This window comes from Pseudomonas sp. P5_B2 (genome assembly GCF_056400445.1).
On record NZ_JBFULH010000009.1, the window covers coordinates 1 to 22,890 of the forward strand.

The window sequence follows — 22,890 nt, forward strand, 5'->3', positions numbered from 1 at the left end:
GGAGGACGAAGTCCTCGCTAAAGCTTGACGAMTGCTGCGCAGCCGGACGCAGCCTCGCAGGCTCGGCAGCTGCTACAGGGGTGAATCAGGARTCRCGGCGCAGATCCGGYGGAATTTTTGCAGAGGATTGAAACAGAGGATTGATTGGGGGGGGGTGTTGTAGCAGCTGCCGAGCCCGCGAGGCTGCGTTCGAGGACGAAGTCCTCGCTAAAGCTTGACGACTGCTGCGCAGCCGGACGCAGCCTCGCAAGCTCGGCAGCTGCTACAGGGGTGAATCAGGAATCGCGGCGCAGATCCGGTGGAATCGGCAAATCATCCTTGAGCGGCTCAGGCCGCTTGCCTTGGCCCGCACGGTGCTGGCGGATCTGGTAGACGTAAGCCAACACCTGAGCGACTGCCAGATACAACCCACCGGGAATTTCCTGCTCCAGCTCAGTGGAGTAATAGATCGAACGCGCCAGCGATGGCGATTCGAGCAGCAGCACGTCATTGGCCACGGCGATCTCACGGATTTTCAAGGCCAGGAAATCACTACCCTTGGCCAACAACACCGGCGCGCTGCCTTTGTCGGGGTCGTATTTGAGGGCGACGGCATAGTGCGTCGGGTTGGTGATGACCACGTCAGCCTCGGGAATCGCCGCCATCATCCGCCGCTGCGACATATCGCGCTGCAACTGGCGAATGCGCTGTTTGACCTCGGGGCGCCCTTCCTGATCCTTGTGCTCGTCGCGTACTTCCTGCTTGGTCATCAGCAGTTTCTTGTGGCTCTCCCACAGCTGCACCGGCACGTCGACGGCGGCGATGATGATCAGCCCGCAGGCCATCCACAAGGTGCTCCAGCCGACCACTTGCAGGCTGTGAATGATCGCCATCTCCAACGGCTCGTGCGCGATTCGCATCAAGTCGTCGATGTCGGAAGACAATACCGCCAGCGCAACGAACAGCACGATCAGAAACTTCGCCAACGCCTTGAGCAGCTCGACGATAGCTTTGGCCGAGAACATTCGCTTGAGTCCCGCACCGGGGTTCATGCGACTGAATTTCGGCGCCATCGAGCCCGCCGCGAACATCCAGCCACCGAGTGAAATCGGGCCGATCAACGCGGCCAGCAGCAAGGTAATCATCACCGGCTGAATCGCCACCAACGCCATTTGGCCCGAATGCATCAGGAAAATGCCCATGTTGCGCTGATCCAGAATCACTTCTCGCGAGAGCGTGAAGTTCATGCGCATCAGCTCCATCATCTCCTGCGCAAGGGCACCGCCGAAAATCAGCAGCGCGCCTGCGCCGGCAAGCATGATCGCCAGGGTGTTGAGTTCCTTGGAGCGCGCGATCTCGCCCTTGTCCCGGGAGTCCTTTTTGCGTTTCTCCGTGGGGTCTTCTGTTTTGTCCTGACCGCTTTCGCTCTCAGCCATGACTCAGCGCGCCCGTGCCAGTTCGCGTAAAAACTGCAAGGCCTCGGACGCCAGCGGCTGATACTGATTGATGATGTCCGCCAGCCCGACCCAGACGATAAACAGCCCGAGCACCAGGGTCAGCGGGAAACCGATAGAGAAAATGTTCAACTGCGGCGCGGCCCGGGTCATCACGCCAAACGCAATGTTGACCACCAACAGCGCCGTGATTGCCGGCAGCACCAGCAACAATGCGGCACCCAGCACCCAGCCGAGCTTGCCGGCCAGCTCCCAGAAATGATTGACCATCAACCCGCTACCGACCGGCATGGTGGTGAAGCTTTCAGTGAGGACCTCGAAAACCACCAAATGCCCGTTCATGGACAGAAATAGCAGCGTCACCAGCATGGTGAAGAACTGCCCGATCACCGCCACGGAAACGCCGTTGGTGGGGTCGACCATCGAAGCGAAGCCCATGCCCATCTGAATGGAGACGATCTGCCCGGCGACCACGAAGGCCTGAAAGAACAGCTGCAAGGAAAAGCCCAGCACYGCGCCAATCAGGATCTGCTCGGCAATCAGCAACAGCGCACTCAAGTCCAGCGCATTGACCGGTGGCATCGGCGGCAGGCCCGGCGCAATCACTACGGTGATCGCCAGCGCGAAGTACAAACGCACGCGCTTGGGCACCAGGGTCGTGCCGAACACTGGCATGACCATCAGCAACGCGCCGATGCGAAACAGCGGCAACATGAACGTCGCCACCCAGGTACTGATCTGGGTGTCGGTCAGCTGCAACAGCGACGGCATGATTTAGCCGATGACCTGAGGAATACTGCCGTACAGCTGCAGGATGTATTCCATGAACGTCTGCACCAGCCACGGGCCAGCAACGATCAGTGTCACCAACATGACCAGCAGGCGCGGCAGGAAGCTCAGGGTCTGTTCGTTGATCTGCGTGGCGGCCTGGAACATCGCCACCAACAGGCCGACCAACAGGCTGGGAATCACCAGCACGGCGACCATCATGGTGGTCAGCCACAGCGCTTCGCGAAAAATGTCTACCGCCACTTCCGGCGTCATGGCGACACACCGCCGAAGCTGCTCGCCAATGTACCGATGATCAACGCCCAGCCATCCACCAGCACGAACAGCATGATCTTGAACGGCAGGGAAATGATCAGGGGCGAGAGCATCATCATGCCCATCGCCATCAGCACACTGGCGACGACCAGGTCGATGATCAGAAACGGAATGAAGATCATGAAGCCGATCTGGAACGCGGTTTTCAGTTCGGAGGTGACAAACGCCGGGACCAGGATGGTCAGCGGCGCCTGATCCGGCGAGGCGATGTCGGTTCGCTTGGACAGGCGCATGAACAGTTCAAGATCGCTGCTGCGCGTCTGCGCCAGCATGAAGTCCTTGATCGGCACTTGAGCCTTGGCGACGGCATCCTGAGCGGTGAGTTTTTCCGCCAGATACGGTTGCAAGGCGTCCTGATTCACCCGGTCAAACACCGGCGCCATGATGAACAGCGTCAGAAACAGCGCCATGCCCGTGAGGATCTGGTTCGACGGCGTCTGCTGCAGGCCCAGGGCCTGACGCAGGATCGAGAAGACGATGATGATCCGGGTGAAACTGGTCATCAGCATGACGAACGCCGGGATGAAACTCAGCGCCGTCATGATCAGCAGGATTTGCAGGCTGACCGAATATTCCTGAGCGCCATCGGCATTGGTGCCCAGAGTGATCGCCGGGATCGACAACGGATCGGCGGCGAACGCCAGCGGCGCGGCCAGCATCAGGGCCAGCGTCAAGACGATGCGTAACGCACCCATTACTTCTTATCCTTCTGATCCTTGCCGAGCATCTCCAAAAGACGCTGAGCAAACTCCGGAGTCGCTTTTTCGGTCGCGCCCGGCACTTGCACCGGCTCCTTGAGCACATGCAGCGCGGTGATGGAGCCTGGGCTAAGGCCGAGCAAGATCTGCTCGTTGCCGACCTGCACCAGCATCAAACGGTCGCGAGGGCCCAGCGCACGGGAGCCGATCAGTTCTATCACCTGCCCTTTGCCGGCCGGCCCGGCCTGTTGGACCCGACGCAACAGCCAGGCGAGGAAGAAGATCAACCCCAGCACCAGCAGCAAGCCGAACACCAACTGCGTCAATTGCCCGGCCACACCACTGCTGACCGCCGGCGCGGCAGCCGCAGTAGCGGTCGCTATCGGCTCGGCAGCCAGCACACTGAACGGCATCGACAGCACAACCCCCAGAACCTTTTTCACTTAGCGCAGCTTCTTGATGCGTTCGCTTGGGCTGATCACGTCGGTCAGGCGGATGCCGAACTTCTCGTTGACCACCACCACTTCGCCATGAGCGATCAGCGTACCGTTGACCAGCACGTCCAACGGCTCCCCGGCCAGACGATCCAGCTCGATCACCGACCCCTGGTTGAGTTGCAGCAGGTTACGGATGTTGATGTCAGTGCTTCCCACTTCCATCGAAATCGATACCGGGATATCGAGGATCACATCCAGGTTCGGACCTTCCAGGCTGACCGGTTGGTTGCTTTTCGCCACGCTGCCGAACTCTTCCATCGGCAGACGGTTGGAGGACGAGCGAGCGCTATCGGCCGCCAGCAAGGCATCGATATCGTCCTGATCGGCGTTACCGCTTTCTTCCAGGGCAGCAGCCCATTCATCTGCCAGTGCCTGGTCGTCCTGAGCGTTCATATCGTCGTTCATCATTTGTCCTCGGCGGGCAACTATTCAATCAAGAGCAGTCAGTTAAAAGGGAGGTGGAGCGCCGGTCAGCGGCGCTCGATCGGCTCGATCACTTGCAACGCGAGGTTGCCTTTGTGCGAGCCCATCTTGACCTTGAAGGCAGGCACGCCGTTGGCGCGCATGATCAATTCTTCCGGCATCTCGACCGGAATAATGTCCCCCGGCTGCATGTGCAGAATGTCGCGCAGGCGCAACTGGCGACGGGCAACCGTGGCACTGATCGGCACGTCGACGTCCAGCACGTCCTGACGCAGGGCGTTGACCCAGCGCTCGTCCTGATCGTCGAGGTCCGACTGGAAACCGGCGTCGAGCATTTCACGCACAGGCTCGATCATCGAGTACGGCATGGTCACGTGCAGGTCACCGCCACCGCCATCGAGTTCGATGTGGAACGTGGACACCACAACGGCTTCGCTCGGGCCGACGATGTTGGCCATGGCCGGGTTCACTTCCGAGTTGATGTACTCGAAGTTCACTTCCATGATCGCCTGCCAGGCTTCCTTCAAATCGACGAAGGCCTGCTCCAGCACCATGCGCACAACACGCAGTTCGGTGGGGGTGAATTCACGCCCCTCGATCTTGGCGTGACGGCCGTCGCCGCCGAAGAAGTTGTCCACCAGCTTGAACACCAGCTTGGCGTCGAGGATGAACAGCGCGGTACCGCGCAATGGTTTGATCTTCACCAGATTGAGGCTGGTCGGAACATACAGCGAGTGCACGTATTCGCCGAACTTCATCACCTGCACACCACCGACGGCAACGTCCGCCGAGCGACGCAGCAGGTTGAACATGCTGATGCGGGTGTAACGGGCAAAACGCTCGTTGATCATCTCCAGGGTCGGCATGCGCCCACGGACGATGCGATCCTGGCTGGTCAGGTCATAGCTTTTGACGCTGCCGGGTTCAGCAACGTTATCGGTCTCTACCAGACCATCGTCGACACCATGCAACAGCGCATCGATCTCATCCTGGGATAGCAGGTCCTGCACGGCCATGTCGGGTTCCTACTGCAGTACGAAATTAGTGAATAGCAACTGTTCGATCACCACTTTGCCGAGCTCTTTCTGCGCCACTTCCTGCACGCTGGCCGTGGCCCTCTGACGCAACATTTCCTGGCCAATCGGCGTGGCCAAGGTGGTGAAATCCTGACCGGAGAACAGCATGACCAGGTTGTTGCGGATCACTGGCATGTGCACTTTGAGTGCTTCCAGATCGGCCTGATCGCGGCCCTGCAGGGTGATGCTCACCTGCATGTAGCGCTGACGGCCATTCTGGTTGAAGTTGGCCACGAAGGCCGGGGCCATAGGTTCGAAAATCGCGGGCTGCTTGACGACCACTGCGGCTTGCGCGGGTGCAGGTTTGCTCTGGGCGTTATGCATGAAGAACCAGGTTGCCCCCACAGACGTGCCGATCGCCAGCAGCAAGGCCACCACGATCAAAATGATCAGCTTGAGCTTGCCTTTGCTAGCGGGGTCTTTTACTGCTGCTTCGCTCTTCGCCATGCCAATAATCCGTCACTATTCGGGTTTTCACAGTCGCACGGCAAGGCAAGAGCAAGTGTTATGCCAGAAGTGTCGGGAGGGTGTTGGACGAGGACTTACGGGGCATTACAGAACAATTGTGGGAGCTAGCCTGGAATTTGAGCATGCGATAAATCTGCCCCCGGAAAAAGGGACCGCTTCACGCTCCAACGGGGGCAAGCCCCCTCACCACAAAGGCTCGCTCCCACAGGGGGTTTTGCGTTTTATCAGGCGTAGTAGTCGACCGCGCTGGAGCCGATCACGCTGGTAGCGGTTTCTGCCACTTCAGCCACAGTCGGCGCGAGGCCTTCATCCATCGAGTCGACGCGACCACCACTGGCGCCGGCACGACCACCCTGCCCCTGTTGCGCCTGATCCTGCCCCTGTCCTTGCCAGCCGCGAGACTGATCGGACACGTTGACGTCGACCTGCCCCATGCCCTGCTGCGTGAACATGTCACGCAAGCGATGCATTTGGCTGTCCAGCGCTTCGCGAACGCTTGGATGGGCACTCAGGAAGGTGACTTGGGTCTGCTGGTCCGGAACCATGTTCACCCGAATGTCGAGGCGCCCCAGCTCGGCCGGTTGCAACTGGATATCGGCCGCCTTGAGGTTGGCGCTGGAGAGGTACATGACGCGGTTGACCACTTCTTCGGTCCAGCCACTCTGATGCATGGCGATCGGCTGATTCACCGGCAACGCGTTGGCCGTTTTAGGTGTGGCCGCTTGAGTCAAAGCCGCCAGACGGTTGGCGAAGTCATCGACACGAGTATCACTGCTGGCGGATTTCAGGTCTTTCAGGCCGTCATCGATCAGACCGCTGAACGCGTTCTCGCCACCTTGGCTGGTGCTGTCTTTGTCGACTTGTACCTCGAGCATACTCGCCATGCCGGCGGCAAAGTTCTGCGCCGAGGACGGTTCGCCGTCAGCCTGGATCGGGGACGCTTTTGGCTGGGCCTGGCTGGAAGCAGAAACGTGACCACTTTGCTCCATGGCCAAACGCACGGCTGGCAGTGCATCGAGCGGATCGGCTTCAGGATCGAAATCACTGTCGGTGATTGCAGTGGCTTGCGCAGAAGCTGGAGCTGAAGGCACCGCTTCCTCCGGTTGCGCTGCTGCTATCAAGGCTGGGTCAAGAGGCGGATCCATTGGGGTGGTATCGATCGCCGGCGTCTCGCTGATATCCGGCGCAACCTCGACCGGCGCCGGTTTTTCGGCGGGCAAGGAATTGCCGCTATCGGCAATTGCAGGTTCTGGGGCGGCAGCGCTATCGCTAATGACGTCGGATTTTGCGGTGTCTTGCACTCCGGCGTCAGTTGTCTTAGCCCCCAACTTATTCCCGCCCACAGCAGGCTTTTCCTGAGCCTGATTGGCATAAACCGCAGCGAAGCCGGAAGCCTTGCCCCGAGGCTCAACAGCCACCGACGGGGTATTGGCGGAGGCGGCAAGCGTCTTGGCCGCTGGATTGGCCTGAAGAAGTGAATTGGGGGTAACGGGCATAAAACGGTCTCCGCTGCACTGGGATCTGGGCACAGTTGAGTGAGTTGATTGCAAGGGTCGGGCCAGCATGGCCAAAATGGTGTTAACAACACCGAATTGTCAGATTACTCGGAGAGAGAGCGCTGTCTTTCTGCCTCATAAAGCGGTCGGATGATAGCGAATTCGCTGTCGATTTTTTTAACCAGTTTTTCAATGTCCGCCAATTTTCTTTCCTTGGCGCATTGCTCCAGTTCATGGCACAGCTCAGCCAAGCGAGCGGCGCCCATATTACTGCTGCTGCCCTTGAAACTATGGGCCGCATTCATGAGTTGAACGGCATCTTCGGCCTTTCGCAAGACGCACAATCGCTCTTCGGAATCGGACAGGAAGGTATCCAGCAATACGGGATACTCATTTCCCATGACCTCTTGCAGCATGGTCAGCAGATCGCGGTCCAGATGTATGTCAGCCACTTGCTCGCTCCCTGATCAAGAATGCGTGGATTATGCCAGAGCCTCCCAGAAAAACTCCACGCGCGCACTGCGCCCCTCGTCAGACCAGCTCGCATTCCGGCCCAACTGGCGGATGAGGTTGATACCACGGCCCGACAGACGAACCCCATCAAGCGGTCGCTCCAGCACCCGTGCCACGTCAAAACCACTGCCACTGTCTTCAACCCCGACAATCAGACAACCGCCCTTGCCTTCTGGCATGACCTGCAAATGCACCCGCACATACCCGTTCTGCAGTGCATCCAGCCGCTCATTGCGCTGAAGATAATAGCGCGCAAAGCCTGCGGCATCGCGCTTGAGGCTTGAATCCAGACCCAGCACRCCGTGTTCCAGCGCATTGGAATACAGCTCGGCGAGCACACTGTAGAGCGCGCTGCTTTGAGCCCGCAACCCGTGAACCTCAAGCAGTAGCTGCAACAGGTAGGGCAGCGGATTGAAACGCTTGAGGGTCGCGGCGCGGAATTCAAAACTGGCCGACCAGTCCAGCGGGCAGGATTGGCCGCTGTCGGAGTACACCAGCGCAGGCGGGCTCAATTGCGCCGCCTCCAGCAGACTGACCTCGACCATGCTCACGTCGTCGCGGGCTTCGCCACCAAAATCCCGCAAGGCCCGCTCGATTTCTTCGAACAGTGAGTCTGGCTGACGATTGGCCGCAAACACCTGATGCAACCGCTCCACGCCAAACAATTGTTCGTCACCATCACACGTGTCGATGACCCCGTCGGAAAGCAGGAACACTCGATCCCCGACAGCCATCGGGAACACTTCAGTACGATCGTCGAAGGTTTGCGGGCTCAACACGCCCAAGGGCAGGTGACGCGCTGTCAGCGGCTTGCGTTCATCCGTGGCGATGGTGTGCAGATAGCCATCCGGCATTCCGCCATTCCAGACCTCCACCGAGCGCCGCTGAAAGCTCAAACACAGCAAGGTGGCACAGCAGAACATGTCCACCGGCAGGATGCGTTTGAGCTTGGCGTTCATCTCTCGCAGGGTTTCAGGCAAGCCGTAGCCCTTGGCCGTCATGCCGTAGAAAACTTCCGCCAATGGCATGGCGCCCACGGCCGCTGGCAAACCATGGCCGGTGAAATCCCCCAACAACACGTGCATGTCGCCGGCCGGGGTGAAGGCAGCCAACAACAGATCACCATTGAACAGCGCATAAGGCGATTGCAGGTAGCGGATGTTCGGCGCACTCAGACAGCCGGAGTGCGCAACCTTGTCGAACACCGCCTTGGCCACTCGCTGCTCATTGAGCAAGTATTCGTGATGCTTGGCGATCAGGTCACGCTGCTGCAGCACGGTGGCTTGCAAGCGGCGCAAGCGATCCATCGCCTTGATCTTGGCCGCCAGAATCACCGGGTTGTAGGGCTTTGCCAGAAAGTCGTCACCGCCAGCCTCCAGGCACCGGGCCAGCGCTTCGCTTTCGCTGAGCGAGGTCAGGAAGATGATCGGCACCAAGGTTTCACCGGCCAGCAACTTGATCTGCCGCGCGGCCTCGAAACCGTCCATCACCGGCATCATGGCGTCCATCAGCACCAGGTGGGGGCGTTGCTGAAGAAACGACTCGACCGCCTCGACACCATTGGCGGCGGTCAGCACTTCATGGCCCTGGCGGCGGACGATATGCGACAGCAGCATGCGATCAGCCGCACTGTCTTCGGCGATGAGTATCGTCAGGGATTCGAGTGACGGCATACCGGTCAACTGATGTCGAACAGCTTGTCGAAATTGGAAATGGCGAGGATATTCCTCACGTCCAGACTGCAGTTGACCACGCGAATATCGGAATCGTCGCCACCGGCGTGATCCCGCAGCAGGAGCAACATGCCCAACGCCGAGCTGTCGAGGTAGGTCGCTTCTTTCAAGTCGACGATGACCGGCGAGAGCTCCTTATCACCGTAAGACTCACGAAATTCCTGGTGCTTGGCGTAATCGAATCGTCCCTTTACCGAAATCGTAAGTATTTTCCCGTCCAGGGATAGTTCTGCTTTGACTGTCATTTAACGGCTTCCTTGTCATAGGCTAGCGTGCTGCACAAGGTTTAGCACTTGGCAGGGATAGGAGCAAGACTGGTAAGTTGCGGGGTCTTCGAGTGCGCCTCGCGGGCAAGCCACGCGAAGTACGATGACACGAAACCTGACTCAATACGCATCATGCCTGGGCAAGCGCTGCGACAACTCATCCAGCAATTTCTGTTCGCGCTTGTCTTCCAACCGCTGCGCTTCATCCCGGTAACGCTGTACCAGTTTTCGCAAGCCTTCAACCCGCGCGAACGCCTGTTGCCAGGTGTCGCGCGCCTTGTTCAGGTTGTTCTGGTGCCAATTCAGGCTCTGTCGTTGCTGATCGATGGCCGTGCCCAGTTGTGCGAGAAAGCCCTGATACCCCAATAACCACTGACCTGAAACGCCACTGCTACCGCGCACGATCCATTGTTCCTGGTATTCGAGGCGGAAGGCTTCAAGGTCGGCGAGCTTGCTTTGCGCCACTCGCACCTGGCCCTGAAAATGCCCGAGGCGCAGGACCGCGGTTTTCTCGGCCTTTTCGGCCATGTCCACCACCGGCGCCAGGCGCGCAGCTCGACTGACGGCCATGTCGATTAGCCGCCCGCTGCCGGAGCGAAGATCGAAGCAAGATGGTTGACGCTGGCGCCCATGCCGATGTTGTCGTTCAACCCCTGGCGCAGGTAAGCGACCATGGCCGGCTGGAGGGAAATCGCGGTGTCGGTATCACRATCACCGCCCGGTACATAAGCACCGACGCTGATCAAATCGCGACTCTGCTGATAGCGTGACCAGTACTGCTTGAACATCTGCGCGCGGGCCATGTGTTCCGGGCTGACCACCGACGGCATGACCCGGCTGATGGACGCTTCGATATCGATGGCCGGGTAATGCCCCTCTTCAGCCAGTCGACGGGACAACACGATGTGCCCGTCGAGCACCCCGCGCGCGGCATCGGCAATCGGGTCCTGCTGATCATCACCTTCGGACAACACGGTGTAGAACGCCGTGATCGAACCTCCGCCCTTCTCGGCATTACCGGCGCGCTCCACCAGTTTTGGCAACTTGGCGAATACCGACGGCGGATAGCCCTTGGTGGCTGGCGGCTCGCCGATGGCCAGGGCGATTTCGCGCTGGGCCTGGGCAAAACGAGTCAGGGAATCCATGAGCAACAGGACGTTCTTGCCCTTGTCGCGAAAATACTCGGCGATGCGCGTGCAATACATCGCCGCGCGCAGACGCATCAGCGGCGCATCGTCCGCCGGCGACGCCACGACCACGGAACGCTTGAGCCCTTCTTCACCGAGGCTGTGCTCGATGAATTCCTTGACTTCGCGACCCCGCTCACCGATCAGCCCGACGACGATAATGTCGGCCTCGGTGAAGCGCGTCATCATGCCCAGCAGCACCGATTTACCCACACCGGTACCGGCGAACAGCCCGAGCCGCTGGCCACGTCCGACCGTCAACAATCCATTGATGGTGCGAATACCCACATCCAGCGGTTCGCTGATCGGTTCACGCTTGAGCGGGTTGATGGTGGGACCGTCCATCGACACCCAGTCTTCGGCTTTCATCCCGCCTTTGCCGTCCAGCGCACGACCGGCGCCATCGAGCACCCGACCCAGCATGCTCATGCCCATCGGCAAGCGACCGGTATCGGCCAGCGGAACCACACGGGCACCGGGCGCAATGCCAGCAACGCTGCCGACAGGCATCAGAAAGATTTTGCTGCCGGAGAAACCCATGACCTCGGCTTCGACCTGCACCGGGTGATAGCTGTCGTCGTTGATGACGATGCAGCGGCTGCCCATGGCAGCGCGCAAGCCTTCGGCTTCGAGGGTCAGGCCGACCATGCGCAACAAGCGGCCTTCCAGAACCGGCGCGCCGGCAAGCTGCGTGACCTCGGCGTATCCGCTCAGGCGCTTGGCGAAACTGGTGCGATCAAGGCGCATCCGGGTCATCCGATTGCACTTCGATCGGAGTCACAGCGGGCATTTCGGCGACCGGCAGGTCAAGGTGCAGATCCGCTGCGGACGGGTGCAATGCCTGATCGTGCAACTGATCGAGCAGCTTGACCATGACTTGGGCGACGCGGGTTTCGACGGTGGCGTCGATGCGGCTGTGTTCCGTTTCAACCCGGCAACCGCCGGGCAACAACGACTCGTCTTCGACGATGCGCCAGGTTTCTTCATGGCGTTCGCGCAACGCTTTGATTTGTTCGAAGTCCTGCGGATTGATGTACAAGCGCACATTGCCCGCGCCGAGCGGCAGGAGTTTGAGCGCTTCACGCATGACGTGTTCGATCTGCGTCGAGTCGATGACCAGTTCGCGCTGGATCACTTGTCTGGTGATGTGCTGCACGAGGTCAACCATGGACCTTTCAATGAAAGTGTCCTGCTCCGCGATAGGCTCGAACAGGTTGGCCATCAGTTGCTCAAGACCGGCAATCCTTGGCGTCAGCGCCGCTTTGGCTTCCTGACGAAGCTTGAGCGTGGTGCTGTGAAAACCTTCTTTCTCGCCCACGGCGAAGCCTTCGTTGTAGGCCTCCTGGCGAATCGCTTCGAGCTCTTCGAGGGTCAGCGGCTGGACTTCATCCAGCGGCACTTCTTCCATCTGCGGTGGCTCGGGTTCAGGTTCAGGCTCGGGCTCTGGCACAAAAGGGTCGAAACTGGGCAGCGCCCAGACGTCGAAAGCGGCAACTTGATTGCCGCGAATCAGGTCGGTCTGGGACTCATCATGTTTAGACGACATAGTGACCTTAGATCATCTCTTCGCCGCCCTTCCCGCCGAGAACGATTTCTCCGGCTTCGGCCATACGGCGGGCAATGGTGAGGATTTCTTTCTGCGCGGTTTCCACATCGCTGACGCGCACCGGGCCTTTGGCCTCGAGGTCGTCGCGCAACAATTCGGCCGCCCGTTTGGACATGTTCTTGAAGATCTTCTCTTTGACACTTTCGTCCGACCCCTTGAGGGCCAACACCAGCACGTCGGAGGACACTTCGCGCAGCAGCGCCTGAATCCCGCGGTCGTCGACATCGGACAGGTTGTTGAACACGAACATGAGGTCTTCGATCTGGCCGGACAGGTCTTCGTCGACTTCGCGGATCGAGTCCATCAGCTGTCCTTCGATCGAGCTGTCGAGGAAGTTCATGATGTCGGCCGCGCGCTTGATACCACCCAGGTTGGTGCGCGAGGCATTCGAATTACCGGAGAACTGCTTCTCGAGAATCTGGTTGAGCTCCTTCAAGGCCGCTGGCTGAACGGTGTTCAGCGAGGACACCCGCAGAATAATGTCCAGTCGAACCTTGTGGTCGAAGTTAGCGAGTACTTCACCGGCTTGATCCGGGTCGAGATACGCCACCACGATCGCCTGGATCTGTGGGTGCTCATAACGGATCACGTCGGCGACGGCGCGCGGCTCCATCCACTTCAGGCTGTCGAGGCCACTGGTGTTGCCACCCAGCAGGATGCGGTCGATCAGGCCGTTGGCCTTGTCTTCACCCAATGCCTGGATGAGCATTTTGCGCACGTAGTCGTCGGAGCCAATGCCCAGGCTGGTCTGGTCGCCGACGATGTCGACGAACTCTCTCATGACCTGCTCGACTTGCTCGCGGTGCACATTACCCATCTGGGCCATCGCTACGCCCACGCGCTGGACCTCTTTAGGCCCCATGTGACGCAATACCTGGGCAGCATCGGTCGAACCGAGGGACAGCAGCAGAATCGCGGCTTTGTCGACCTTGGACAGTTTGGCGGCAACGGCTCGGTTATCACTCATCTGCGTTAATCCACTCTTTCACAACCTGGGCCACGCGACCCGGGTCTTCTGCCACCAGACTCTTGATTGCATTCAACTGTGCGTCATAGCCTTCGCTCGGGCTTGGCAACAGGATGCTTTGCGGGCCGCCAAGGCTGACGCGGTCGTTGGCCAGTTCGCCGTCCAGGCCGCCCATGCCACCCAACTCGACGTCGCTGCCGACCAGCTGTTTGTCTTTGCCGCCACCGGTGATGTTGTTGAGCACCGGACGCAGCACGCCGAACACCAGCACCAGGATGAACAAGACACCCAGCAATTGCTTGACGATGTCCCAGAACCACGGCTGCGAGTAGAACGGAATATCGGCAATCACTTCACCGCGTTCTGCGGAGAACGGCATGTTGATCACGCTGACGCTGTCGCCACGACTGGCATCGAAACCGACCGCGTCCTGCACCAGGCGGGTGAAGCGCGCCAATTCATCGGCAGTCCACGGCGCGCGGGTAGTTTCGCCGTTGGCGGCGTTAATCTTGACCTGATCGTCCACCACCACTGACACCGACAGTCGATTGAGTCGGCCCTGCTGTTGCTTGGTGTGGCTGATGGAACGGTCGAGTTCGAAGTTCTTGGTGGATTGCTGACGCTTGTCTGCCGGGTATGGCGCCAGCATCGGCTGACCGGTGGCAGGGTCCATGATTTGTTGACCGTTGGCATCAATCAATGGCTGACCTGGCTGCACCATGCCGGCCGGCGCGGCAGTGCCACCGGTGGATTGCGGTGCCGAGGCTGGCGACGGCGGCTGGTTGCTCAAGGCACCCGGCACACCTTGCGGGCCATTGCTGGCGGTGCGTTGTTCGTTGACCGACTGCTCGCTGCGCAACGCCGGTTGATCCGGGTTGAACTGCTCGGAGGTCGACTCGACGGCGCTGAAGTCGATGTCGGCAGATACTTCGGCTTTATAGCGATCGTTACCCAGCACCGGTTGCAGGATGTTGTGCACCCGCTGGGTCAGCATGGATTCCATGCGGCGGCTGTAATCGAATTGCTTGCCGGCCATGGTCAGTTCGGAGTTTTCCGCCTGATCCGACAGCAAGTTGCCCTTCTGGTCGACGACGGTGATCTGCGATTTGCTCAGTTCAGGAACACTGGTCGCGACCAGGTTGATGATCGCTATCACCTGGCCCGGTTCCAGCGAACGACCGGAATACAGTTCAATCAGAACCGAAGCGCTGGGCTTGCGTTCGTCACGCACGAACACCGAACTTTTCGGAATGGCCAGGTGCACGCGGGCACCCTTGACGTTGTTCAGGCTGGAAATGGTACGCGCCAGTTCGCCTTCGAGGCCGCGACGATAACGGGTCGCTTCCATGAATTGGCTGGTCCCGAGGCCTTGGTCCTTGTCGAGGATTTCAAAGCCGATGTTGCCGTCGCTGGGAGTGACACCAGCCGCTGCGAGCTTCAGTCGCGCGCGAGACAAATCATCGGCCTTGACCAGCAATGCGCCCGAGTTCGGTTCAACGGTGTAAGGAATATCAGCGGAGGCCAGGGTCTCCATGACCTGCTTGGCGTCCATACCGGCAAGGCTGCCATACAGAGGCCGGTAGTCCGGCTGCTGGGACCACAACACCACGGCAAAACCAATCGCCACGCTCGCAGCCAGGCCAACCAACAGGCCCACTTGGCGCAACATGGTCATCTCGGAGAGGTTTTCCAGGAAGGACAACCCAAACAGCGGCGGTTTGCCGTCTATTGAAGTGACCTTCGCCGGAATGTTATCGGCGCCTGCTTCTGCCATGACTCAATTCGTCCTTAAACCGGCATCTGCATGATGTCTTGGTAAGCCTGAACCAGCTTGTTACGCACTTGCGTCAACGCCTGGAAAGAGACACTGGCCTTCTGCGAGGAAATCATGACGTCGGTCAGGTCGACACCGCTCTTGCCGATCTCGAAAGCACTGGMCAATTGAGTGGACGCCTGCTGAGTGTCGTTCACTTTATTGACGGCTTGACCAAGCATGTCGGAAAAGCTGCTGCCACCCAGCTCAGGGACAGCGGCAGTCGATTTAGGCGCAGACATGGCATCCATTTGCATGGAACGCATATCCAGCATCAACCGATTAAATTCAATACCTTGGCTCATGATCTACTCTCGTTGGCGACCCGCATTTTTTTGACACTCACTCGGCGGGTAGTGAGGTGTTAGCAACAAGGGTGCCAGCTCTGTCATAGCTCGGAACAAAAGCCCTCCCCAGTTCTGTCCATAACGCACTATGTAGCAGCTGGCGAAGCCTGCGTCCGGCTGCGCAGCAGACGTAAAACCTGAGTACTCGGTTTTTCTGAAATACCGCATTGATGGATTTTACGACTGCTGTGCAGCCGGACGCAGGCTTCGCCAGCTGCTACAGGGATCAGGTGGAGAATAGATAGGCTTCCACGTCCATTCCGGCGTCGCGCATTTGCGCCAGCTTGTAGCGCAAGGTGCGCGGGCTTATGCCCAGTCGCTCGGCAGTTTCCTTGCGACGGCCGCGCTCGGCACGCAAGGTATCGATGATCATCTGGAATTCGCGACGCCGCAGGTCATCGCCCAGAGCGCCAGCCGATTCAGCGTCAACTTCGACGGCGCGTACCGGCGCGGCTACCAATGTCGGCAACGGCGCACACGCCACCGGTCCGGACAGACAGAAATCCTGCGGTTGGATCAAGCCACCTTGCTGCAGGATCAAAGCGCGCTGGATCGCATTGTCCAGTTCACGCACATTGCCCGGCCATGGGTAACCGATCAGGCACGCCCGCGCCTCGGGAGACAGTCGCGCCGCTGCATGCTTCATTTTATTGACGTGCTTGGCCAACAACCGCTCGGCCAGCGGCAGGATGTCGGCCGTGCGCTCGCGCAGCGGACGCCAGGCCAGCGGAAACACCGACAGTCGATAGTAAAGGTCTTCACGAAAACGCCCCGCTGACACTTCGCCAGCCAGATCGCGGTTGGTGGTGGCCACGACCCGAATGTCCAGCGTGATCGTTTTACGTGCGCCCACCCGCTCGACTTCACGCTCCTGCAAAACGCGCAGCAACTTGGCCTGGAGACCGAGGGGCATTTCGGAGATTTCGTCGAGCAGAATCGTGCCGCCGTTGGCTTGTTCGAACTTGCCGGCCTGCGCTGAAATGGCGCCGGTGAACGAACCCTTTTCGTGACCGAACAACGTGGCTTCAAGCATGTTGTCGGGGATCGCTGCGCAGTTGATTGCAATAAACGGCTGACTGGCGCGATGGGAATGCTGGTGAATGTAGCGCGCCAATACTTCTTTGCCGGTACCGGACTCGCCCGAGATCAATACCGTGGAATCACTGCGTGCCACTCTGGCGGCCAACTCCAGCAATTGCGCGCTGGCCGGTTCGAACGCGATCGGCCCTTCGCCCTCGACCGTGCCGAGACTGCCCAACGCGTGACGCGCCACCAAATCAAGCAAAGCCTTGGGTTCGAACGGCTTGACCAGATAATCCGCCGCACCCTGGCGCATCGCATCAACCGCCCGCTCGACTGCACCATGGGCCGTCATCAGCAACACCGGCAATTGCGGCTGACGCGCCCGCAATAATCCGAGCAATTGGTGCCCGTCCATGCCAGGCATATTGACGTCACTGATCACCAGACTGAACGCCTCGACGGCCACCACCGCCAACGCATCCTCTGCCGAACCGACCGCCTTGAAGTCGTGGCCCGCCAACATCAGCGTATCGGCCAATGCTTCGCGTAGCGCGCGGTCATCCTCGACCAGTAAAACCTTGATTCCCATGCCGTTCATTCCGCTCCCTGGGTACTGGGCTTTTCACTCGAAAAAAGCGGCAGAACCACTTGCGCACACGTGCCGCGACCCGGTCGCGAGCGCAGCTGCAATTCGCCCTGATGCGCACGCGCCACTGCCTTGACTACGGTCAGACCCAAGCCGGTCCCGGTGGTTTTGGTGGTGAAAAACGGCTCACCCAGACGCGCCAGCACGTGACGATCGATGCCACTGCCGCTGTCGCTGACGCACACGCGCARGGTGTTATCACGGGTGTAAAAGTGAACCTTCAAGCGGACATTACCGGCACTCGCCTGAATCGCATTCTCGATCAGATTCAGGATCGCCCCGACCAGCGTGTCGCGATTACACAGCAACTCGCCAGCGTGACTGTCGCACTGCCAACGCATTGGTAGGTCTTGAACATGCGTCAGTGCGGCCGCTTGCAGCGACTGCATCAGCTGTTTCGGCGTGATGCGGTCGGTCAGCGGCAGCTCGCCGCGAGCGAACACCAGCATGTCGCGAACCTGATGTTCCAACTCATGCAAACGCTCTTTCAGGCGACCGGCAAAACGCYGCTGCGTGGCGACTGGCAGCTCTTGCTCAGTCAAGTGACTGGCATAAAGCAAAGCAGCCGACAACGGCGTACGAATCTGATGAGCCAGCGAGGCGACCATACGACCCAGGGAAGACAAGCGTTCATGACGGGCCAGCTGATCTTGCAAGTGACGAGTTTCAGTCAGGTCGGTCAGCAGCACCAACTGCCCCGGTTCAGCGTCCAGCGAACGAGTGGCAATCGACAGACGCCGACTGTCCTTGAGTGAGACTTCGTGACCGTCGTCTTTGCGAGGCGCGAAGCAACGGGCGATGACCTGGCGCCAGAGCTCACCTTCGAGCGGCAGACCGAGCAACTCGCACGCCGCCGGGTTGGCTTCGCGCACAATGCCTTGGGCATCGATAACGATGACGCCGCCAGGTAATAGATCGAGGAGATTTTGCAGACGATTAGCCAGGCGTTCTTTTTCCGCCAGCTCTTGCATGCGTTGAGCGCTGACCACCGCCAACTCACCCTTGAGCTCGCTCACCCGGGCTTCAAGCAGACTGTAGGAATCGGTCAATTGGCTCGACATCTGACTGAACAGCGCAAACGCCTGCTCAAGACCAAGCCGGCTTGCCTGCTCTACGGACGACGGCTGTCCCGAAGCGTCAGGGACAGGAGACAACTGGGCGGCTTGGGGCATTGTGTTCTCTCGCTTGGCTGACCGTCAGTTAAACGGAACGTTGCGAGAGACTTAGCAATACCCGTGCCTAAAAAAAACTGCCCAAAAATGAAGAACTTGAAAAACAGGCGTCAATCATCTGCCTGTTCATCACCGTCGCGACGGCTCATGCCGTACTTGCGCATCTTCTCCACCAGCGTGGTGCGTCGAATACGCAGGCGTTCAGCAGCGCGCGCCACAATGCCATTGGCATCATCCAGCGCTTGCTGAATCAGGCCCTGCTCCAGACCACCGAGGTAGTCCTTCAGGTCCAGGCCCTCCGGGGGCAGCATGGCAGTGGTGGTGAAGTCCTGGGCGTGCCCATTGATGGCCACCCGCTCTTCAAGATCACTGCGCAGGCTGTCGGCCAACTGCTCATCTTCGTCATCGACGTAGCGGAATTTCTTCGGCAACTCGACGACACCGATTACACCATAGGGGTGCATGATCGCCATGCGCTCCACCAGGTTGGCGAGTTCCCGAACGTTGCCCGGCCATCCGTGACGGCACAGCGACATGATCGCGGCGGAGTTGAAACGGATCGAACCGCGCTTCTCGTGCTCCATGCGCGAGATCAACTCATTCATCAGCAACGGGATGTCTTCGACACGTTCGCGCAGGGGTGCCATCTCGATCGGGAATACGTTCAGGCGGTAGTACAAGTCTTCGCGGAACGTGCCGACCTCGATCATGCTTTCGAGATTCTTGTGGGTCGCCGCTATGATGCGCACGTCGACGCTTTGAGTCTTGTTACTGCCCACGCGCTCGAAAGTACGTTCCTGCAGGACACGCAGCAACTTGACCTGCATCGGCAGCGGCATGTCGCCGATTTCATCAAGAAACAGGGTACCGCCGTTGGCCAGCTCGAAACGCCCGGCACGGCTGGTGATCGCCCCGGTGAAGGCGCCCTTCTCGTGACCGAACAATTCGCTTTCCAGCAACTCGGCCGGGATCGCCCCGCAGTTGACCGGAACGAACGGCGCGTCGCGACGCCTGGAGTGATAGTGYAGGTTGCGCGCAACCACTTCCTTGCCGGTGCCGGACTCGCCAAGGATCAGTACGCTGGCGTCTGTATCGGCCACTTGCTGCATCATCTGACGGACGTGTTGAATCGCCCGGCTGGTGCCGACAAGGCTGCGGAACAGATTGGGCTCACGGTGACGACCGCGCTCACGGGCCTGGTCATACATCTCGCGATAGACCTGGGCACGGTGCAGGGAGTCGAGCAGTTTGCTGTAGCTGGGAGGCATTTCGAGGGTCGACAGCACACGACGACGCTGGTCTTCAGGCAAGTCAACGGAAGAATTATCGCCCATTAACAAAACCGGAAGGAACTCATCCCAGGTTGCGAGTGTCTTTAGCAAGCCCATAAGTGCGCCAGGAGCATTGACYGTCCCGATGAGGACACAGATCACTTCACGACTTGAAGACAAAGAGCCGACAGCCTGCTGCCAGTCATGGCTACCACAGGGTAAATTTTCCTCACCGAGAAAATTTAAAATCACCGCCAAATCGCGGCGGCGGACGCTATCGTCATCAATCAGCAGAATTTTGGTTTCACGCCACATGCAATAGCAACTTCCCTAGTCAACCCAATGCCCAAAATGCTGGGGCAAGCTAAACGCTTGCAGGCCTGAAATGCCTGAAGACGACTGAAATCTGGAACCAGCCATAGTTAAGTCAAAAAACCGTGCACAGTCAAATTTATGGCGCACTATCGTTGGATTAACTGAGGATTATTAACCGAACAGATGGTAAACCTTTGCGGCGCTCTTCGCATGATTGATCTGAGCCATTTCGTTGACTATCGCCTGACGCTCGCCCATCGTCGCGTTCAGTAACTCCTTATAGACGGCTAGCAACCCTTCCAGATTAGTCCGCAACGCTTCTTCGTCGACAGGCGCCTCGCTTAGCACCTCGTCAACGCACTCACGACAGGCCACATCCAGTACGCCAATGGCGTCCCAGTTGCGCGCCGCCAAGGCGTCGACCAAGGCTTCACGGGTTTCTTCGATCCGCTGCAGTGCTTGACTCATGGCGCTCTCCTCAAGCTATCCGGCTTGTTGATCGGCAATCGCATCCCAGCCGCTTTTGACCGTAACCAACAACCCCATCACTTCGTCGATGATTTTCGGATCATTGCGCACATTGGCAGTTGTCAGGCTTTGAACCATATAGGCGTAGAGGCTATCGAGGCGTTGAAGGGATTCATCTTCCTTGGCCTTCTCTGGATCTATACCTTCGCGCAACCCACCAATGATATCGACGGCCTTGCCGATCATCAGGCCCTTTTGCGCAATGTCACCACGATCCAGAGCACCTCTGGCCTGGGCCATGCGGTCAAGACCGCCTTCCATCAGCATTTGCACCAGACGATGAGGGCTCGCCTCGGATATCTGCGCATGGGAGTTGACCTTCTGATACTGACGAAGGGCTTTCATTGGGTTCATGTTTCTACCTCGTTCTCGCTCAAATAGTAGTGGGTATCGACGCCTATCTGTTATGTCGACCCCGTCACAAAAAACTTTAGAACCCCAATACCCCATCACGACGACCCGGAGCACGTTCAGAACAGACCACGCCCTGAATATTAATCATCTTTTCTATTGTTCATGGCATTAAGCGTGGTCATTACGCTGGAGCTGGTGGCGTTGAGTTGGGCAACCAAGGTATCCATTGCGTTGTACTTGGCAGAAAGCGTGGTAGTGAGCGATTCGATACGCCGATCGAGCGCTTCCTGCTGATCGGTCAAGTCGGTCAATTTTGCGTTCAGACTGGTGGCTCGCGAGGCCAGGATCCCCGCCGTTCCCGCATAGGCATCAGTGGCCTTGGTCATACGCTTGATCAGGCCATTATCACCCGTGAAGACCTTGGCGATATCTGCGGGGTTTTTGGCAACAGCCTTGTCCCACTTGGCACTGTCAAGCTCGAGCAAACCGGTGGTTTGTATGGTATTGATGCCCATCTGCGAGAGCATGGTCACACTGCCGGAGCCTGAACTTCTAACCAGCTCGTTACGCACCGATGTCACCAGCGCCCGCATGGAGGCATCCCCCGTCAGCGCAGCCCCTTTAGTGGTACTGGCATCTCCGCTCGAACTCACCTTGGTCTGGGTGTTAATTGCCGTCATCAGGGCGTTATAGGCGCTGACAAACGACTGCACCGAAGTCTTCAAAGTGTCGGAATTGGTCCCCACAGTGAGCGTCGATTTGCCCACGGTGAGCAGTTCCATATTGACGCCACTGACCGCCGACGTAACGGTATTACTGGTCGATTCCAGCGCAAAACCATCAATAGTGTATTTGGCGTTCTGCGCCGCAGGACCCGGCGTAGAATTTGTTGCCAGGGCCGAGTCGCCTCCCAGAGTAATGTCAGTGCCTGCGCCAGTGGTCTGAGAACTGATCACCAGACGCGAACCCTTGGCGTCGGTCAGAATGTTGGCGCTGATACCCTTGGAGTTGAGCTGGGCATTGATGGCATCTCGCGACTGTTGCAGCGTCGCTCCTGCTGCAATGCTGACGTTGTATTCAGTGAGTGACTGAGTAATTTTCAGCGTTTGCGTTTCAGAACTGGTGTTGACGCTCGAAGAGGCGCCACCAACAAAAACATCCGACGTCACTTTGGAGGACGTCGCCAGTTGCGTCACGTCCAGGGCATATTTGCCGGCGGAAGCGGTGGCGTCCACAGTGGTCTTGATGACCTTTTCATCAGAAGAAGTACCGGACAAACCATTGAAGGCCGATGCCATGTTTAATTTGGCAATGGCAGAACGGTAGGTATCCAGCGCATTTTTGATCATGCCGACGGCTGAAATCTGGGTCGTTGTAGTCGACTGCTGGGTAGTGATCTGCGTCTGTTTCGGGGCCTTTTCCGCGTTGATCAAGGCCTTGACGATCGACTGCGTATCAACACCGGAACCAATACCACTGACCGTTGAACTCGCCATCGCTTTTCTCCTTTATCGGTGGCTGCCACTTTCTTGACGAATCAGGCGCCAAGTGCCAACAGCAACAAAACTCGTGCCAGCTTCRAGCCTTGCCATCAAACAGCAGGTTGCTGGCATCGCTCAAACTCTGGGCCAACTTCAAGGCCGCTTCCGAGGGAAGCTGCCGGACCACTTCGCCACTGTCCGTGGCAATGACCTTGACCACGACCAGACCGGTCGAATCATCGATCGTAAAATTCAGTTGACGCTGTGTGGAGGTTACAAATTCCTGAATATCCTTGACCGCTTTTTCCAGCTCAGCCCGCTGAGGCTCCGAGACCTTGTCAACTGGCCGGACAGCGGGAACTTCCGGGGTGTTGCCGGCAGGTTTACCCTGAATGGCAACGGCGGGGTAAGACAGGTTCAGTTTGACACTCATGTCCATGCTGACGACCTCCCATAATCAAAAAAACGGAAGG

At 58.7% G+C, this 22,890-nt stretch carries 24 protein-coding genes and 1 pseudogene; all 25 read right to left on the reverse strand.

The features are described from left to right. Positions 1-275: 275 nt before the first annotated feature. Entirely contained in the window at positions 276-1,415 is a 1,140-nt protein-coding gene (flhB, locus tag AC1DRJ_RS02270; protein ID WP_477800626.1) for a flagellar biosynthesis protein FlhB, read from the reverse strand. 3 nt (positions 1,416-1,418) lie between these two features. Then, positions 1,419-2,204, reverse strand: a complete 786-nt coding sequence (gene fliR / locus AC1DRJ_RS02275) for a flagellar biosynthetic protein FliR (protein WP_477800627.1) — start codon at positions 2,202-2,204, stop codon at positions 1,419-1,421. A gap of 3 nt (positions 2,205-2,207) precedes the next feature. After that, positions 2,208-2,477 carry a flagellar biosynthesis protein FliQ gene (gene fliQ / locus AC1DRJ_RS02280; protein WP_007948918.1) on the reverse strand — a complete coding sequence of 90 codons (270 nt, stop codon included), beginning with the start codon at positions 2,475-2,477 and terminating at the stop codon, positions 2,208-2,210. After that, positions 2,474-3,232 (reverse strand): flagellar type III secretion system pore protein FliP, encoded by a 759-nt coding sequence (fliP, locus tag AC1DRJ_RS02285; protein ID WP_007948917.1) that lies wholly within the window; start codon positions 3,230-3,232, stop codon positions 2,474-2,476. Before fliP ends, fliQ begins: the two co-directional genes overlap by 4 nt. Then, on the reverse strand, positions 3,232-3,678 hold the full coding sequence (gene fliO, locus AC1DRJ_RS02290) for a flagellar biosynthetic protein FliO (RefSeq protein ID WP_477800628.1): 447 nt from the start codon (positions 3,676-3,678) through the stop codon (positions 3,232-3,234). Before fliO ends, fliP begins: the two co-directional genes overlap by 1 nt. Continuing rightward, on the reverse strand, positions 3,679-4,137 hold the full coding sequence (fliN, locus tag AC1DRJ_RS02295) for a flagellar motor switch protein FliN (RefSeq protein WP_477800659.1): 459 nt from the start codon (positions 4,135-4,137) through the stop codon (positions 3,679-3,681). A gap of 65 nt (positions 4,138-4,202) precedes the next feature. Further along, a complete protein-coding gene (fliM, locus tag AC1DRJ_RS02300; RefSeq protein WP_477800629.1) occupies positions 4,203-5,171 on the reverse strand; it encodes a flagellar motor switch protein FliM in 969 nt (322 codons plus the stop codon). A gap of 9 nt (positions 5,172-5,180) precedes the next feature. Further along, a complete protein-coding gene (fliL, locus tag AC1DRJ_RS02305; protein ID WP_477800630.1) occupies positions 5,181-5,678 on the reverse strand; it encodes a flagellar basal body-associated protein FliL in 498 nt (165 codons plus the stop codon). Between the two features lie 245 nt (positions 5,679-5,923). Further along, a complete protein-coding gene (locus tag AC1DRJ_RS02310) occupies positions 5,924-7,195 on the reverse strand; it encodes a flagellar hook-length control protein FliK (RefSeq protein WP_477800631.1) in 1,272 nt (423 codons plus the stop codon). Between the two features lie 104 nt (positions 7,196-7,299). Then, a complete protein-coding gene (locus tag AC1DRJ_RS02315; RefSeq protein WP_477800632.1) occupies positions 7,300-7,647 on the reverse strand; it encodes an Hpt domain-containing protein in 348 nt (115 codons plus the stop codon). Between the two features lie 30 nt (positions 7,648-7,677). Continuing rightward, the gene (locus tag AC1DRJ_RS02320) at positions 7,678-9,381 is read right to left on the reverse strand and encodes an ATP-binding SpoIIE family protein phosphatase (protein ID WP_477800633.1); all 1,704 of its coding nucleotides are present in this window, start codon (positions 9,379-9,381) and stop codon (positions 7,678-7,680) included. A gap of 5 nt (positions 9,382-9,386) precedes the next feature. Further along, positions 9,387-9,686: an STAS domain-containing protein gene (locus tag AC1DRJ_RS02325; protein ID WP_477800634.1), complete on the reverse strand. Its 300-nt coding sequence runs from the start codon at positions 9,684-9,686 to the stop codon at positions 9,387-9,389. A gap of 141 nt (positions 9,687-9,827) precedes the next feature. After that, entirely contained in the window at positions 9,828-10,277 is a 450-nt protein-coding gene (gene fliJ / locus AC1DRJ_RS02330) for a flagellar export protein FliJ (RefSeq protein ID WP_477800635.1), read from the reverse strand. A 5-nt stretch (positions 10,278-10,282) separates the two neighbouring features. Then, positions 10,283-11,641 (reverse strand): flagellar protein export ATPase FliI, encoded by a 1,359-nt coding sequence (gene fliI / locus AC1DRJ_RS02335; protein WP_477800636.1) that lies wholly within the window; start codon positions 11,639-11,641, stop codon positions 10,283-10,285. Then, positions 11,631-12,440, reverse strand: coding sequence for a flagellar assembly protein FliH (gene fliH, locus AC1DRJ_RS02340; RefSeq protein ID WP_477800637.1), 810 nt, complete (start codon positions 12,438-12,440; stop codon positions 11,631-11,633). The genes fliI and fliH overlap by 11 nt, the downstream gene beginning before the upstream one ends. Positions 12,441-12,447: 7 nt before the next feature. After that, positions 12,448-13,467, reverse strand: coding sequence for a flagellar motor switch protein FliG (fliG, locus tag AC1DRJ_RS02345; RefSeq protein ID WP_477800638.1), 1,020 nt, complete (start codon positions 13,465-13,467; stop codon positions 12,448-12,450). Further along, positions 13,460-15,241, reverse strand: coding sequence for a flagellar basal-body MS-ring/collar protein FliF (fliF, locus tag AC1DRJ_RS02350; RefSeq protein WP_477800639.1), 1,782 nt, complete (start codon positions 15,239-15,241; stop codon positions 13,460-13,462). Before fliF ends, fliG begins: the two co-directional genes overlap by 8 nt. Positions 15,242-15,255: 14 nt before the next feature. Further along, positions 15,256-15,585, reverse strand: coding sequence for a flagellar hook-basal body complex protein FliE (gene fliE, locus AC1DRJ_RS02355; protein ID WP_477800640.1), 330 nt, complete (start codon positions 15,583-15,585; stop codon positions 15,256-15,258). 268 nt (positions 15,586-15,853) lie between these two features. Then, entirely contained in the window at positions 15,854-17,239 is a 1,386-nt protein-coding gene (locus tag AC1DRJ_RS02360) for a sigma-54-dependent transcriptional regulator (RefSeq protein WP_477800641.1), read from the reverse strand. 5 nt (positions 17,240-17,244) lie between these two features. Beyond that, on the reverse strand, positions 17,245-18,468 hold the full coding sequence (locus tag AC1DRJ_RS02365) for a sensor histidine kinase (RefSeq protein ID WP_477800642.1): 1,224 nt from the start codon (positions 18,466-18,468) through the stop codon (positions 17,245-17,247). A 110-nt stretch (positions 18,469-18,578) separates the two neighbouring features. Beyond that, positions 18,579-20,054 carry a sigma-54 dependent transcriptional regulator gene (locus tag AC1DRJ_RS02370; protein WP_477800643.1) on the reverse strand — a complete coding sequence of 492 codons (1,476 nt, stop codon included), beginning with the start codon at positions 20,052-20,054 and terminating at the stop codon, positions 18,579-18,581. A gap of 171 nt (positions 20,055-20,225) precedes the next feature. After that, positions 20,226-20,522 carry a flagellar protein FliT gene (gene fliT, locus AC1DRJ_RS02375; RefSeq protein WP_477800644.1) on the reverse strand — a complete coding sequence of 99 codons (297 nt, stop codon included), beginning with the start codon at positions 20,520-20,522 and terminating at the stop codon, positions 20,226-20,228. Between the two features lie 15 nt (positions 20,523-20,537). Continuing rightward, entirely contained in the window at positions 20,538-20,936 is a 399-nt protein-coding gene (gene fliS, locus AC1DRJ_RS02380; protein ID WP_477800645.1) for a flagellar export chaperone FliS, read from the reverse strand. A gap of 140 nt (positions 20,937-21,076) precedes the next feature. Beyond that, positions 21,077-22,432: a flagellar filament capping protein FliD gene (fliD, locus tag AC1DRJ_RS02385; RefSeq protein WP_477800646.1), complete on the reverse strand. Its 1,356-nt coding sequence runs from the start codon at positions 22,430-22,432 to the stop codon at positions 21,077-21,079. A gap of 85 nt (positions 22,433-22,517) precedes the next feature. After that, positions 22,518-22,856, reverse strand: a pseudogene (locus AC1DRJ_RS02390) (flagellar protein FlaG); the annotation flags it as partial. Positions 22,857-22,890 lie beyond the last annotated feature (34 nt).

What these genes read in the sequence shown, in the direction of transcription:
- fliF (WP_477800639.1), bottom strand. Translation starts at nt 15,241, where the DNA reads ATGGCAGAAGCAGGCGCCGATAACATTCCGGCGAAGGTCACTTCAATA.
- fliJ (WP_477800635.1), bottom strand. Translation starts at nt 10,277, where the DNA reads ATGGCCGTCAGTCGAGCTGCGCGCCTGGCGCCGGTGGTGGACATGGCC.
- fliP (WP_007948917.1), bottom strand. Translation starts at nt 3,232, where the DNA reads ATGGGTGCGTTACGCATCGTCTTGACGCTGGCCCTGATGCTGGCCGCG.
- fliG (WP_477800638.1), bottom strand. Translation starts at nt 13,467, where the DNA reads ATGAGTGATAACCGAGCCGTTGCCGCCAAACTGTCCAAGGTCGACAAA.
- flhB (WP_477800626.1), bottom strand. Translation starts at nt 1,415, where the DNA reads ATGGCTGAGAGCGAAAGCGGTCAGGACAAAACAGAAGACCCCACGGAG.
- fliT (WP_477800644.1), bottom strand. Translation starts at nt 20,522, where the DNA reads ATGAGTCAAGCACTGCAGCGGATCGAAGAAACCCGTGAAGCCTTGGTC.
- fliN (WP_477800659.1), bottom strand. Translation starts at nt 4,137, where the DNA reads ATGAACGACGATATGAACGCTCAGGACGACCAGGCACTGGCAGATGAA.
- AC1DRJ_RS02325 (WP_477800634.1), bottom strand. Translation starts at nt 9,686, where the DNA reads ATGACAGTCAAAGCAGAACTATCCCTGGACGGGAAAATACTTACGATT.
- AC1DRJ_RS02360 (WP_477800641.1), bottom strand. Translation starts at nt 17,239, where the DNA reads ATGGGAATCAAGGTTTTACTGGTCGAGGATGACCGCGCGCTACGCGAA.
- fliM (WP_477800629.1), bottom strand. Translation starts at nt 5,171, where the DNA reads ATGGCCGTGCAGGACCTGCTATCCCAGGATGAGATCGATGCGCTGTTG.
- fliD (WP_477800646.1), bottom strand. Translation starts at nt 22,432, where the DNA reads ATGGCGAGTTCAACGGTCAGTGGTATTGGTTCCGGTGTTGATACGCAG.
- AC1DRJ_RS02310 (WP_477800631.1), bottom strand. Translation starts at nt 7,195, where the DNA reads ATGCCCGTTACCCCCAATTCACTTCTTCAGGCCAATCCAGCGGCCAAG.
- fliL (WP_477800630.1), bottom strand. Translation starts at nt 5,678, where the DNA reads ATGGCGAAGAGCGAAGCAGCAGTAAAAGACCCCGCTAGCAAAGGCAAG.
- fliQ (WP_007948918.1), bottom strand. Translation starts at nt 2,477, where the DNA reads ATGACGCCGGAAGTGGCGGTAGACATTTTTCGCGAAGCGCTGTGGCTG.
- fliS (WP_477800645.1), bottom strand. Translation starts at nt 20,936, where the DNA reads ATGAACCCAATGAAAGCCCTTCGTCAGTATCAGAAGGTCAACTCCCAT.
- fliH (WP_477800637.1), bottom strand. Translation starts at nt 12,440, where the DNA reads ATGTCGTCTAAACATGATGAGTCCCAGACCGACCTGATTCGCGGCAAT.